General features: G+C 71.0%; 12 protein-coding genes. 4 read left to right on the top strand and 8 right to left on the bottom strand.

The genetic code is table 11. From position 1 onward, the window contains the following. Nucleotides 1-67 precede the first annotated feature (67 nt). The 3 genes from ACFYXE_RS34250 to clpS form a co-directional block, all read right to left on the bottom strand. On the bottom strand, nucleotides 68-1,561 hold the full coding sequence (locus tag ACFYXE_RS34250; protein WP_389319354.1) for an amino acid permease: 1,494 nt from the start codon (nucleotides 1,559-1,561) through the stop codon (nucleotides 68-70). A gap of 380 nt (nucleotides 1,562-1,941) precedes the next feature. Continuing rightward, nucleotides 1,942-2,562: a DUF2017 domain-containing protein gene (locus ACFYXE_RS34245; protein ID WP_389319352.1), complete on the bottom strand. Its 621-nt coding sequence runs from the start codon at nucleotides 2,560-2,562 to the stop codon at nucleotides 1,942-1,944. Between the two features lie 43 nt (nucleotides 2,563-2,605). Then, complete coding sequence (gene clpS / locus ACFYXE_RS34240; RefSeq protein ID WP_389319350.1) at nucleotides 2,606-2,974, bottom strand: ATP-dependent Clp protease adapter ClpS; 369 nt, start codon at nucleotides 2,972-2,974, stop codon at nucleotides 2,606-2,608. Between the two features lie 91 nt (nucleotides 2,975-3,065). Between clpS and ACFYXE_RS34235 the strand changes: the two genes are divergently transcribed. Together ACFYXE_RS34235 and ACFYXE_RS34230 are read left to right on the top strand one after the other, a co-directional pair. Continuing rightward, nucleotides 3,066-4,394 (top strand): nicotinate phosphoribosyltransferase, encoded by a 1,329-nt coding sequence (locus tag ACFYXE_RS34235; RefSeq protein WP_361180101.1) that lies wholly within the window; start codon nucleotides 3,066-3,068, stop codon nucleotides 4,392-4,394. 151 nt (nucleotides 4,395-4,545) lie between these two features. Then, nucleotides 4,546-5,130: a nicotinamidase gene (locus ACFYXE_RS34230; RefSeq protein ID WP_389319347.1), complete on the top strand. Its 585-nt coding sequence runs from the start codon at nucleotides 4,546-4,548 to the stop codon at nucleotides 5,128-5,130. A gap of 28 nt (nucleotides 5,131-5,158) precedes the next feature. On the opposite strand, the gene ACFYXE_RS34225 is transcribed toward ACFYXE_RS34230, so the two are convergent. Together ACFYXE_RS34225 and ACFYXE_RS34220 are read right to left on the bottom strand one after the other, a co-directional pair. Then, a complete protein-coding gene (locus ACFYXE_RS34225) occupies nucleotides 5,159-5,503 on the bottom strand; it encodes a hypothetical protein (protein WP_361180106.1) in 345 nt (114 codons plus the stop codon). 156 nt (nucleotides 5,504-5,659) lie between these two features. Then, complete coding sequence (locus tag ACFYXE_RS34220; RefSeq protein ID WP_389319344.1) at nucleotides 5,660-8,071, bottom strand: immune inhibitor A domain-containing protein; 2,412 nt, start codon at nucleotides 8,069-8,071, stop codon at nucleotides 5,660-5,662. A gap of 491 nt (nucleotides 8,072-8,562) precedes the next feature. Between ACFYXE_RS34220 and ACFYXE_RS34215 the strand changes: the two genes are divergently transcribed. Then, a complete protein-coding gene (locus tag ACFYXE_RS34215) occupies nucleotides 8,563-8,847 on the top strand; it encodes a hypothetical protein (RefSeq protein ID WP_389319342.1) in 285 nt (94 codons plus the stop codon). A gap of 88 nt (nucleotides 8,848-8,935) precedes the next feature. On the opposite strand, the gene ACFYXE_RS34210 is transcribed toward ACFYXE_RS34215, so the two are convergent. Together ACFYXE_RS34210 and ACFYXE_RS34205 are read right to left on the bottom strand one after the other, a co-directional pair. Beyond that, nucleotides 8,936-9,640: an RDD family protein gene (locus tag ACFYXE_RS34210; RefSeq protein WP_389319340.1), complete on the bottom strand. Its 705-nt coding sequence runs from the start codon at nucleotides 9,638-9,640 to the stop codon at nucleotides 8,936-8,938. Between the two features lie 66 nt (nucleotides 9,641-9,706). Continuing rightward, nucleotides 9,707-11,248 (bottom strand): RDD family protein, encoded by a 1,542-nt coding sequence (locus ACFYXE_RS34205; RefSeq protein WP_389319338.1) that lies wholly within the window; start codon nucleotides 11,246-11,248, stop codon nucleotides 9,707-9,709. A gap of 269 nt (nucleotides 11,249-11,517) precedes the next feature. On the opposite strand from ACFYXE_RS34205, the gene ACFYXE_RS34200 reads away from it, so the two are divergent. Continuing rightward, on the top strand, nucleotides 11,518-12,003 hold the full coding sequence (locus ACFYXE_RS34200; RefSeq protein WP_361181445.1) for an SsgA family sporulation/cell division regulator: 486 nt from the start codon (nucleotides 11,518-11,520) through the stop codon (nucleotides 12,001-12,003). A gap of 34 nt (nucleotides 12,004-12,037) precedes the next feature. Here ACFYXE_RS34200 and ACFYXE_RS34195 read toward each other — a convergent pair whose 3' ends face one another. After that, nucleotides 12,038-13,408 (bottom strand): FAD-binding oxidoreductase, encoded by a 1,371-nt coding sequence (locus tag ACFYXE_RS34195; RefSeq protein ID WP_389319335.1) that lies wholly within the window; start codon nucleotides 13,406-13,408, stop codon nucleotides 12,038-12,040. Nucleotides 13,409-13,415 lie beyond the last annotated feature (7 nt).

Raw genomic sequence — 13,415 nt, 5'->3', positions numbered from 1 at the left:
CGCGCGTACCGAAGTGTGGTACGCGCGGGCCCGCATGCCGGACGGTGCGCTCCGGGGAGCGCCGGTGTCAGTGCCGGTCGGCCTGGTCGGCCCGGTCGGCCCGGTCAGCCGTCACCTTGCGCTTGCTGAAGGCCGCGGCCTGCGGGTTGCGGCTCTTGAGGACCAGGTAGGAGACGGTGAGGATCGCCGCCCAGACCGGGGCCGCGTACAGCGAGATCCGCGCGTCCTTGTCGACGCCCATCATCACGATGACCATGCCGATGAAGAGCAGGGCGAACCAGCTGGTGTACGGGGCTCCGGGCGCCCGGAAGGTGGACTGCGGCAGCTCGCCGCGGTCGGCCTTGCGGCGGTAGCGGATCTGGCAGCACAGGATCATGATCCAGGCCCACATGCCGGAGATGGTCGCGAAGGAGACGACGTAGTTGAACGCCTCGCCCGGCCACTGGTAGTTGATCCAGACGCCGACCAGCATGAACGCGGCGGAGACCGTGGTGCCGATCAGCGGCAGGCCGTTCTTCGTGAGCTTGGTGAAGAACTTCGGGCCCTGGCCGTTGAGCGCCAGGTCGCGCAGCATGCGGCCGGTGGAGTACATGCCGGAGTTGCAGGAGGAGAGCGCGGCGGTGAGGACCACGAAGTTCACGATGGCGGCGCCGACGCCGAGCCCCATCTCCTCGAAGGCCTTCACGAACGGCGAGACGCCGGGCTTGAAGGAGGTCCACGGCACGACCGACAGGATCATGATCAGCGCGCCGACGTAGAAGACGGCGATGCGCCACGGCACGGTGTTGATGGCCTTGGGCAGGACGGTCTTCGGGTCCTTGGACTCGCCCGCGGTGACGCCGACGAGCTCGACGGCGAGGAAGGCGAACATCACGATCTGCAGGGTCATCAGCGTGGAGCCGATGCCGTTGGGGAAGAAGCCGCCGTCGTTCCACAGGTGGGTCACCGAGGCGGTGTCACCGGCGTCGGAGAAGCCGATGGTGAGGATGCCGACGCAGATCAGGATCATGCCGATGATCGCGGTGACCTTGACCATCGAGAACCAGAACTCCAGCTCGCCGAAGAGCTTCACGGAGATGAGGTTCGCGCCGTACAGGATGACCGTGAAGACCAGCGCGTAGGCCCATTGCGGGAAGGAGTCGTGGGTCCAGTACTGCATGTACTGGGCGGCCGCGGTCACTTCGGTGATGCCGGTGACGACCCAGAAGAGCCAGTACGTCCAGCCGGTCACGAATCCGAAGAACGGGCCCATGAACTCGCGTGCGTACTCCGAGAAGGAGCCGGACACGGGCCGGTACATGAGGAGCTCGCCGAGCGCCCGCATGATGAAGAAGATGACGAGGCCCGCGATGGCGTACGCCAGGATGAGGCTGGGTCCGGCCTTGTGGATGGCCTTGCCCGCGCCGAGGAACAGGCCGGTGCCGATGGCACCGCCGATCGCGATCATCTGGATCTGCCGGGCCCCGAGCCCGCGCTGATAGCCCTCGCCCTCGCCGGACGAGCCCTGCACGACCCCATTGCCGTGCTCGTCGTGGTGCTCTTCGACCTGCACTGAGGTCATGGTGACGCCTTTCTCCATGCTGATCCGCGCCCGCACATCTGCGTTGTGGCTGCGGATCAGGTCCTGATCCCCCCGGATATGGATGGAGTGCTACCGGCGGTCTGCCGGCTGAAGCGCCCTCGGCGACATGGGTGGCGTCACCGAGCGGTCGTGAAGATTTATCACGGTGGCAATAGTGAGGGAACAAGCCATCTGTGGCGCAGCCCACAGGGAGAAGCGGACAAAATGCCCTTGACGCCATAAAGCCGGGCAATGAAGTGACTCGATCGTTATCCGGATTTGAGCATCCGCTGAGCGAACAGGCTCTCCGGGGGCCGGAAATTGTCCGATACAACAATATTCGGTGCCCCCTGCACCGAATTTCGCGGCGCCGCGGCGGCTCAGCCCAGCAACGTCCCGACCAGCGTCTCCTGCAGTCCGCCGAGCCAGAGGTAGGCCATCACCATCGGCTTGCGGGGGTCGGAGTCGGGCAGCCGGTAGAGCAGATCGGCGTCGTCCTCGTCGGCGACCTCCAGGCGGGTGCCGATCGCGAGCCGCAGGTCGTTGAGCGCCCCGAGCCAGTGCCGGGACTCCTCGACCGACAGTTTCAGGACAGCCCCGCCCTCGCCCGCCGACGTCATCGCGTCCAGCGAGCGGATCACGACCAGGGCGTCGTCACGCTTCTTGGCCCGCAGGTCGTTCTCCGTGAACCGGCGGAACTCGGCCGAATACGCCCGCGCCTCCTCCGCGTCGCCCGCGCCGTCCGCGCCGCCCTCGGCGCCCTCGGCGCCGGGCCCGCCGTAGGCGTCGGGCAGCAGGCGCCGCATCACCGGGTCGGCGGGCGGCTCGCTCGGCCCCTCGGCGAACAACTCCGCCAGCGGGTCGTCGGAGACCTCGCCGCCCGGCCCCGGCCCGATCAGCTCCAGAAGCTGCACGGCGAGGGAACGGATGATCGAGACCTCGACCTCGTCGAGCGCGACGGCGGCGCCGCCCCCGGGGATCGGTTCGAATTGTCCTGGCATCAGATGCGTCGCTGCTTCCGGTCCATGCGCTGCTCGCGGGGGGCTACTTGCGGTCCTGCTGAAGGGTGGCCCACAGGCCGTAGCCGTGCATGGCCTGCACGTCGCGCTCCATCTCCTCGCGGGTACCGGTGGAGACGACCGCGCGGCCCTTGTGATGGACGTCCATCATCAGCTTCGTGGCCTTCTCCTTCGAGTACCCGAAGTACGTCTGGAACACGTACGTCACGTAACTCATCAGGTTGACCGGGTCGTTGTGGACGAGCGTGATCCAGGGGACGTCCGGCTCGGGGACGGCGAAGGTCTCTTCGTCCGCTTCCGGGCGGGTGGTCTCGACCGGAGTGGCGCAGCGGGCGGCACCCTTCCGCGGAAGGGTGGCGGCGCAGGACGGGCGGGGCGTACTCACAGGGGCCATGCTGCCACTCCCGCAGGGCCCTCGCACAAATGGCCTGCGCCGCGGGCGTTGAAATCGTCAGAGTGACGAGATTGGGGGTAGCATCCTTCGTATGAACACAGCGGACCTTGGCCTGCCGGTGGATGTTCCGTCGACAGCGCTCTTCACGGACCAGTACGAGCTGACGATGCTGCAGGCCGCGCTGAGGGCCGGTACCGGCGACCGGCGTTCGGTCTTCGAGGTCTTCACCCGCCGGCTGCCCGAGGGCCGGCGCTACGGCGTCGTGGCCGGCACCGGCCGCGTCCTGGACGCCGTGGAGAACTTCCGCTTCGACACGGACGTGCTCGGCTTCCTGCGCGAGCGCGCCATCGTGGACGAGGCGACCCTGGAGTGGCTGGCGGGCTACCGCTTCGGCGGCGACATCTGGGGCTACCCCGAGGGCGAGGTGTACTTCCCCGGCTCGCCGATCCTGCGGGTCGAGGGCTCCTTCGCCGAGTGCGTGCTCCTTGAGACGGTGATCCTCTCCATCCTCAACCACGACTCGGCCATCGCGGCCGCCGCCTCCCGGATGTCCTCCGCTGCCGGTGACCGGCCGCTGATCGAGATGGGCGCCCGCCGCACCCACGAGCTGGCCGCCGTCGCCGCCTCCCGCGCCGCCTATGTGGGCGGCTTCGCGACCACCTCGGACCTGGCCGCCGGGTTCCGCTACGGCATCCCGACCGTCGGCACCAGCGCCCACGCCTTCACCCTGCTGCACGACAGCGAGCGCGACGCCTTCCGCGCCCAGGTCGACTCGCTGGGCCGCGGCACCACGCTGCTCGTCGACACCTACGACGTGACCGAGGCGGTCCGCACCGCCGTCGAGATCGCCGGGCCCGAGCTCGGCGCCGTGCGCATCGACTCCGGCGACCTGCTGCTCGTCGCGCACCGGGTGCGCAAGGAGCTGGACGAGCTCGGTGCCCCGAACACGAAGATCGTCGTGACCTCGGACCTCGACGAGTACGCCATCGCCTCGCTCGCGGCGGCGCCCGTGGACGCGTACGGCGTGGGCACCCAGCTCGTCACCGGCTCGGGGCACCCGACCTGCTCCATGGTCTACAAGCTGGTGGCCCGCGCGCACTCGGCGGACCCCAAGGCCCCGCTGGAGCCGGTGGCGAAGAAGTCGCTCGGCGCCAAGTCCTCCCTCGGCGGCCGCAAGTGGGCCGCGCGCCGGACCGACGGACACGGCGTCGCCGAGGCCGAGGTGGTCGGCACCGGCCCGGTGCCCACCGCGCTGGCCGACGAGCAGCTCCTGGTCGAGCTGGTCAAGGGCGGCGAGGTGGTGGCCCGCGAGCCGCTGGACGCGGTCCGCGACCGGCACGCCGCCGCGCGCGCCCGGCTCCCCCTGTCGGCGACGCAGCTCTCGCGCGGCGAGGCGGTCATCCCCACGGAGTACGTCTGACCCCGGGCACCGTCCGCGGGCGCTCGCGGGCACCCGTCCGCAAGCGCGGGGCCGGTGCCCCCTCCCGCATCAGGACCGGAGTCTCTACGCTCGGATCATCCGGCCGAGTCCCCCACCGATCCCCCGCACGCCGAGCCGAAGGACACCCGCCATGCGCCGCGCACTGATCGTCGTAGACGTGCAGAACGACTTCTGCGAGGGCGGCAGCCTCGCGGTCGACGGCGGGGCGGACGTGGCCGCCGCCATCACCGAGCTGATCGGCCAGGCCCCGGCGGGCTACCGCCACGTGGTGGCCACCCGGGACAGCCACATCGACCCCGGCGCCCACTTCTCCGACCACCCCGACTACGTCGACTCGTGGCCGCCGCACTGCGTGGCCGGCACCGAGGGCATCGGCTTCCACCCGAACTTCGCGCCCGCGGTCGCCTCCGGCGCGATCGACGCGGTCTTCGACAAGGGGGCGTACTCGGCGGCGTACAGCGGCTTCGAGGGCGCCGACGAGAACGGCCTCTCGCTGGCGCGGTGGCTGCGGGAGCGCGGGATCACCGAGGTCGACGTGGTCGGCATCGCGACGGACCACTGCGTGCGCGCCACCGCCGTGGACGCGGCGCGGGAGGGGTTCAGGACGACCGTGCTGCTGGACCTGACGGCGGGCGTCGGCGCGGCCAGCACCGAGGCGGCGCTGGCCGAGCTCCGCTCGGCCGGGGTCGAGCTCATCGGGAAGCCCGTCGTCTGACCCGCGGCCCGCGGACGCAGGACGGCCGTCAGAACCGCATCCCGGACCCGCTGGAGCTCGGCGCGCCACGGGTCTGTCTGCGCAGCGCCCTGATCGGGTGCCACAGCTCGGCCGCGTCGTCCGGGGCCGTGCGCCATATCAGGCCGTCCGGGTGGTGCAGGACGGCCGTGACCTCGTCCGGCGTGGGCGGCTCCGCGTTGCCCCTCAGGTAGACCGCCCGCAGCCCGAGGTTCCGCAGCCGCGTCAGGGCCCTCGCGCGGTTCACGGCGTGCACGATCATCCTGACCGTGCCGCCGCCCGGCGACGGGCTCGGCAGCGTCAGCGCCACCACCACGCTGCCGTTCGGCAGCTTGCAGAAACCTCCTGCGGACATGGTTCGTCACACCCCCGTGAGACATCGTGCGAGGTCCCGGCCGGTCGCAGCCGGGCCCCGCGTCAATAAGCAATCCACAGCACGCACCTAAACACGATCGGCCGCCGCCCGCTAGAGGGCGACGGCCGATCATGGTTTGACCTGCGGAAACGCTAATTACTTCTTGGAGGGGCCCACCTGGACCGTGATCGAGGAGCCATCCTTCGGCTGCTTGATGATCTTGATCTGAGTGTTGGTGTCAGTGACCTTGACACTTCCGGTGGGGTTCTCCTTGTACCAGTAGGTGCCCTTGCGGTCGTCGAAGACCGGGACGCCCTTCTGGGACTTGACCTTCAGCGCGACGTCCGCGTTGTGGAGCGTGAACGCGTCGGTGGCGTACGTGCTGAAGGGCGCGTCGAACGGCTGGATCTTGTTGCGCAGGATCGTGCCGTTCTTCCACTTCAGCGGCTTGGCGTGGGCGTCCACCGGAAGGATCAGACCCTGGCCCGGGTGGGCGCTGGTGTTGTTGTCCTTCTGCGAGGTGTCCCACTGCCAGACCATCAGGCCGGTCTGGTACGGGTAGTGCTCGACCCAGTCGGGACGCGACTGCGAGAAGCCGAAGTTGTACGGGCCGACCTTGAGGGTCTTGTCGTACGAGACGTACTGGCGGTTCTCGGCGAGGTAGTACTGGTCGTACTTCTTGGTGAAGGACTCGCCGATGCGCGAGAAGCCCTTCGCCGTCCAGCCGTTGTCGTCACCCTCGGCGCCGTCCTCGAACAGCTTGGTGCCGTCCGCGGTGACCGCGAGCGCGTCGGCCGTGAAGCCCTTGCCGCCCGCGCCGCCGTCCGTGGAGTAGCGGAAGCGCAGGTCGATCTTCTTGCCCGCGTAGGCGTCGAGCGGGAAGACCAGCTTCTTGTACGCGCCGGAGACACCGGTCAACGCGGGCTTGTCGCCGGCGTCACGGGTGATCGGCTTGCCGTCCGCGGTGCCGTCCACCGGCGTCCAGTTGGCGCCGTTGTCCGTCGACACCTCGGTGTAGAGGTAGTCGTAGTTGGCCTCGATGTCCCACCAACCCGACAGCGAGAGCTCGGCCTTGGCCTTGCCGGTCAGGTCGACGCTGCGCGTGAGGGTGTTCTTGAGGTCGTCGCCCTGGTCGCTCCACCACTGCTTGGCGCCCTCGGCGGGCTTCACGACGGTGGTGGTGACGGCCTTCTTCGGCAGGTCGACGACGAGCGCCTGGCGGTGACGGGTGTTGTACTCCGACACGCCCAGCTTGTGCTCGGACGTCGTCGCGGCCTTGGCCTTGGCGTAGTCGAGCCAGCCCAGCTGGAACTTGTCCCAGGCCGTCATGTCGCCGGGCAGGTCGCCGATGGCGTCCTTGCCGGTGCCGAGCCAGGAACCGGCCGACATCAGCGACCAGAAGCCGACCGAGTTCTCGCCCTTGCCCGAGGTGTCGTACAGGTCGGGCAGACCGAGGTCGTGGCCGTACTCGTGGGCGAAGACGCCGAGGCCGCCGTTCTCCGGCTGCATCGTGTAGTCGCCGACCCAGATGCCCGAGTCGCCGATCTGGGTGCCGCCGGCCTTGTTGTCCGACGGACCGGTCTTGCCCGCGTCGTTGCCGTACGCGTACCAGCGGTGCGCCCACAGGGCGTTCTCGCCCTCGGCGCCGCCGCCGGCCGACTCGTCCTCGCCCGCGTGGACGATCTGGAAGTGGTCGATGTAGCCGTCCGGCTCGTTGAAGTTGCCGTCGCCGTCGAAGTCGTAGCGGTCCCAGAGGTCGTACTTGGCCAGGTCCGCCTTGACCTGCGCGTCCGTGCGGCCCTTGGCCTTCTGGTCCTTCGCCCAGGCGGTCACGCCGTCCTTGACCGCGTCCCAGACGTTCGGGCAGTTGGTGTCGCCGCAGTAGTTCGAGCCGTAACGGGCCTCGTTGTAGTCGACCTTGACCCAGTCGGAGACCTCACCGTCGACCGAGTAGCGGCCGGACGACGTCTTCTCGTAGTAGGTCTTCAGGGACTCCTTCTGCTTGCCCTTGGAGTCCTTGCCCTTCCCGAAGTACAGGTCCTTGAAGTGCTTCTGGTTGTAGTCCTTCTGCCAGGCCGTGCTGTTGTCCTTGGCACGGTCCGGCTTGGCTATCTTGTTGTGCAGCGGGCCGGGCTTGCCGCCGTACTTCTTGACCGGCTGCTCGGGACCCTCGGGGCCGTCCGGGTCGTACATGGTCGTGTCGTCGACCTTGTTCCCGAACTCCACCAGGATCGTGAAGATCTTGTCGGTCTTCTCCCGGCCCAGCTCGACGTACTTCTTGTCGTCGAGCTTGACGACCTGGGAGCCGCCCCGCTTCTGGACCTTCGCGTCGCCCGCGACGACCTGCTGCAGGGCGGCCTTGCGCTGCTGCGCCTGCTGCTTGCTGAAGGGTCCGTCCAGGTCGTGGTCGACCTGCGCCTTGGCCCGCGACGGGTCCTGGCGGTCGACGGCCGGCGCCCCCGAGGTGCCGGTGTCGGCCGTCGCGGTCGCCGCCGAGTACGTCGCGGCGGCCGCGGCCATCGCCACGGCCACCGCGGTGGCTCTGAACGTCCGTGTTCTGACTGTCACTTGATGCTTTCCTCCCCCGCGCCCGCGCGAGAATTGGCGGACCGAATTCCCGGTCGGAGGAGGTCCGCGCGCGATGTACGCGTCACAAGTGACGACATTCGACCGGAAGTACGGGAGAAAAGACAGACCTTGACTTGCACATACCAAGTGCACTATGCAGACGCGCGGCACCGGTATCCGGACGCCGGGGAGCCGCCGCGCCACCGGCCAACGGGCGCGCCCGACCGTCCACTTGCTGGACGCCATGAACCCGTGCGCCCCCCATGCTCCGGCACCGTGGGTTAGGTCACGCTTACTACCCGTTCCGGTCGGGCATGCAGCGGAATAGAGTCAATCGACGGTGCGCCACAGCGCGGGGCGACACATCCCAAGTCGCCGCCGTCGAGCACCCTTTGATTCGTATACAGCCGTTCACACATCCGCATCCGCCCCCGCGGCCACAAGACGCGGGGGGATCCCTGCCGAGGACGGATCACGTCATGCCTCGTCCCATGCCACGTCCGACCACCGCACAGATCACCTACGGGTCGGTGACCGTCGTCTTCTCGACCCTCGCCATGCTGCTGCTCTCCCAGACCAGTTCGGGAGTCGGTATCGCGGTGATAGCCCTGGCCGCGCTCGGCCTCGGGTTACTGGTCGCCCTGACGGTCCCGCTGCCCAAACAACCAGCGGCGCCCGCCGCCCGCTCCGGGCCCGCCGCCGCCTCCGCCGACGGGCGCGTCCCCGCCCAGCGCTCCGTGCTCGCCGACTCCGTACGCGAACCGGCGGGCCCGTGAGTCACGGACCCGCCGCCTGAAGGTGCCGCCGCCGCACCGGGCGCCGTCCGTCGCCGGATGACGCCCGGGGCACCTGGGGGACGCCGCGCTAGACGCTGACCACCACCGTCTTGGCCGCCTTGTCGTGCAGGCCCTGCTTGTAGGGCTTGTCGAAGAAGCTCCAGCCGCCGCAGATCGCCGTCCAGATGCAGGCGCAGCAGAAGGCGAACGGCAGCCACAGGACGGCCGCGCGGGCCAGCGCGGTCTGCAGCGTGGGCGTCGCGCCGTCGTTCAGGTTCGCGACCCGCAGGCCGAGCCACTTCTTGCCGAGCGTCTGCCCGGTCCTGGAGATCAGGAAGGTGTCGTACGCGATGTAGAGCACGGCGGCCAGCAGCGACTGGCCGAACGACTTGCCCGTGTTCACCTTGTCCGGGTCGATGTCGTACTCCGCCGTGCCGAACGCCCACGACAACAGGCCGACGACGATGCCCACCAGAATCATGTCGATGATGCGGGCCAGCACGCGCTTGCCGCTGTCGGCGAGCGGAGGCATTCCGGCGAGCGGGTCCTGCCCGCCGTAGCCACCGGGTCCGCCGCCGTACGGGTCGCCGCCGTAGGGCGGGGGCGGGGCACCGTAGGGCGAGCCGCCGCCCGCGCCGGGCGGCGGGGGCCCCGAGCCCGGCGGCGGGGCGCCGTAGGGCGGCCCCTCGCCCGCGGGCGGGGTGTCGTACGGGGAGCCGCCGCCCTGCGGAGGCTGCTGCTTCTTGAACGGGTCGTCGTCCGGCGAGGGGTATTGCGGCGGTTCGGTGCTCATGGCCCGAGTCGACCGCGACGGCCCCTGCTCCGCATCCGGCGAGCGGCTGACCGGGTTACCCGGCCCTCACCCCGCGACGAAGGTGTTCGCCGCCTTGTCGTGCCAGCACTGGCGCCACGGACGGTCGAAGACGCACCACACCACGCCCACCACGCCGATCACCAGGACGCCCGGCACGCTGTACACCAGCCAGCGCCTGAGCGCCGCCCCGAAGGCGGGCGCCTCGTGCCCCTCGATGTCGCGGACCTGGATGCCGCACACCTTCTTGCCGAGGGTGCGGCCCCACCGGGCGGTGGGCAGCGCCTCGTAGACGACGCCGAAGAGCAGCAGGACGGCGAGGATGAGACCGAGGTAGCCCGCGGTGGTGCCGTCGAGCAGCCAGACCGTGGTCTGCTCACCGGAGAGCTTCGCCGCGTCGATCTTGTCGTCGATGTGGTCGGCGGCCTTGGTGCCCAGCGGCAGCGCGGCGGCGCCGGTCACGGCGAGGAGGACGACGGTGTCGACGAGCCGGGCCGCGAGGCGCCTGCCGAGCCCGGCGGGACGGGCCGCCGCCTGGGCCCGGGCGACCGCGAGGAAGGGGTCCTCGGCCACCGGCTTCCACGGCACGACGGGCTGCCCCTCGCCCTGCGGGGCCGGCGACTGGGCGAGCTGGTGCACCTGCTGGGCCCAGGACGGCGAGCCGCCGCCGGGTCCCGAGGTGACGGGCGTGGGCAGGCCGCCCTGCTGCGGCACGGCGGGCTGCTGGGGCTGCTGGGGGGACTGCTGCGGGGACGGGGGCTGGGGCCGGTGGGCCTGCGGCGACGGCGTGCCCTGCTGCGGTACGGAGGGCTGGGCGGGGGCCGCCGTGCGGCCGCCCTGCTGGGCGGACGCGGGGCGCACGGCGCGGATCGCCATGGTGCCCTCGGCGCCGCCCGACGCGGCGGGCGTGGCCGCGCCGCCCGGCCTGCCCGCAGCGGGGCTCACCGGCCCGGTGGGGCGGCGGAACGTCACGGTGCCCTCGGCCGTCGGCGGCCGGGCCGCGCCCGGCTTCACGGCGCGGATCGAGACGGTGCCGGGGTTGCTCTCGTCGTGCGCGGGCCCGGCGGGCCGGGGCACCTCGGGCGCCTGCCCCGCCGGCGGGTTCGGCGCGGGGTCGGCCGCGGGCGCGGCGCCGTCGGCTTCCGCGCGGGGCGCCCCCTCGTCCGGCACCCGCGGGTCGCCCTGGCCGGGTCCCGCGCCCCAGGACACCCGGTGGTCCGGCTCGGCGCCGAGGCCCGCCTGGCGGCCCGCGTCGGCCTGCCAGGCGGACGCGGGCTCGGGCCGGGCGCCGTGCTGGTCGGCCCGGCCCTGCGGGGCCTGCTGGCCGGACCCCTCCGACGGACCGGGCTGCGGCTCCTCGTCGAAGAAGTGCGGGCCCGTCTCCTCCACGGGCGGCGGCGCGGCCCCCGGGCCGGTGCCCGCTCCGGGGGGCGGTGCGGGCAGCGGCTCGCCGTCGGACGGGGCGGGACGGCTCGTACCGGGCACCCAGGCGGCACCGTTCCAGTACCGGACATATCCCGGAATGGACGGGTCGGGGTAGTAGCCTTCGCGCGGCCGGTCGTCGCCTGGGGCCGGAGTTGGGGCGCTCATGTCCGTCGTCCCGTATCTGCTCGGGGGCTATTTGGGGGGTCCACATCTATCAGACCTCCGTGTGCCACCGGGCGGGTCCGGGCCTACGGACCACTTTCCGGGCACGCTCCTCACACATCCCCCGCGTTCCGTGCGTGCCCCGGCCCGCCGCCGCCGCGAAGTCGTCCGGAGAAATTTTCCGGAACCCGCGTAATGCTCCGGCGATCGCGCGCTCTCCACTCGTACGGGTCCGCTTTCCGGACCCCATGAGGAGAAGGAAGGGCAACGACATGCACTCCGTGGTGGAACGCGAGCTGGAGCTCAAACTGGTCCTGTCGCCGGAACGGGCCATCCCCGTCCCGGCCCGCCTCACCTACCGCACCGACGACCCCTACGCCGTCCACATCGCCTTCCACATCGGCTCCGAGCACCCGGTGGACTGGACGTTCGCCCGGGAGCTCCTGGTCGAGGGGGTGTTCCGGCCGTGCGGCCACGGCGACGTGCGGGTGTGGCCGACGAAGGTGGACGGGCGCAGCGTCGTCCTGATGGCGCTGAGCTCGCCGGACGGCGACGCCCTCCTGGAGGCGCCGGCCGCCGCCGTGTCCGCCTGGCTGGAGCGGACGCTGCGGGTGGTCCCTCCGGGCTCTGAGTCCGAGCGGCTCGGCATCGACGACGGCCTCGCCGAGCTGCTCGCGCCCACCCCGGGCCGCGCCCACGCCGACGAGCTGTGGCTGCGCGACCCGTGGCCCTCGGACGAGTCCAAGGACGGTGAGTGAACCCGGCCGCCACGGGGGCGGAGAACGAGTCGGGTCAGAAGAGCTTGCCCGGGTTGAGGAGTGAGTGCGGGTCGAAGGCCGCCTTGACGGCCTGCTGCATCTCCACTCCCACCGGGCCGATCTCGCGCGCTAGCCACTCCTTCTTCAGGATGCCGACGCCGTGCTCGCCGGTGATGGTGCCGCCGAGCTCCAGGCCGAGGGCCATGATCTCGTCGAAGGACTCGCGGGCGCGCCTGCCCTCGTCGGGGTCCGCCGCGTCGAAGCAGACGGTGGGGTGGGTGTTCCCGTCGCCCGCGTGCGCGCAGACCCCGATGGTCAGGCCGTACTTCTCGCCGATGCGCTCGACGCCGTCGAGCATGTCCGCGAGCCGGGAGCGCGGCACGCACACGTCGTCGATCATCGTGCTGCCCTTGACGGCCTCCAGCGCGGTGAGCGACAACCGCCGCGCCTGCAGCAGCAGTTCCGACTCGGCGGTGTCCTCGGCGGGGACCACCTGGGTGGCGCCCGCGGTCGTGCAGAGCGCGCCGACGGCGGCGAGGTCGGACACCGGGTCGACGGAGTCGAAGGCGCACAGCAGGAGCGCCTCGGTGGTCTCGGGCAGGCCCATCCGGGCCAGGTCGTTGACGGCCTTCACCGTCGTACGGTCCATCAGTTCGAGGAGCGAGGGGGCGTGTCCGCCCTCCATGATCGCGCAGACGGCGTCGCAGGCGGCCTGCGTCGAGGCGAACTCGGCGGCGAGGACCAGCTGTCGGGGCGGTTCGGGCTTGAGCGCGAGGGTGGCGCGCACGACGATGCCGAGGCTGCCCTCGGAGCCGACGAACAGGCGCGTCAGGTCGTATCCGGCGACGCCCTTGGCGGTGCGGCGGCCGGTGCTCATCAGCCGTCCGTCGGCGAGGACGACGTCGAGGCCGAGGACGTACTCCGCGGTGACCCCGTACTTCACGCAGCACAGGCCGCCGGAGGCGGTGCCGATGTTCCCGCCGATGGTGCACGTCTCCCAGCTGGAGGGGTCCGGCGGGTAGTACAGGCCGTGCTCGCCGACCGCGCGGGAGAGCGTGGCGTTGACGACGCCGGGCTCGACGACCGCGATGCGGTCGACGGGGCTGATCTCCAGGATGCGGTCCATTCTGACCAGGGAGAGCACGATGCAGCCGTCGCTGGCGTTCGCGGCGCCGGACAGGCCGGTGCGGGCGCCCTGCGGGACCACGGGGACGCGCAGCTCGGTGGCGGTGCGCATGACGTGCTGGACCTGCTCGACGGTGCGCGGCAGGACCACGACGGCGGGCGTGCCCGCGGCGCAGAAGCTGGCCATGTCGTGGGCGTACGCGGAGGTGACGTCCGGGTCGGTGAGGACCGCCTCGGCCGGGAGGCCCTCCTGGAGGAGTGCGATGAGGGTGCGGCTCATGATCACA

The sequence above is a fragment of the Streptomyces sp. NPDC002564 genome (assembly GCF_042889645.1).
Taxonomy (GTDB): Bacteria; Actinomycetota; Actinomycetes; order Streptomycetales; family Streptomycetaceae; genus Streptomyces.
The sequence above is the reverse complement of the archived record's forward strand: the minus strand, read 5'-3'. Positions and strand labels throughout refer to the sequence as shown.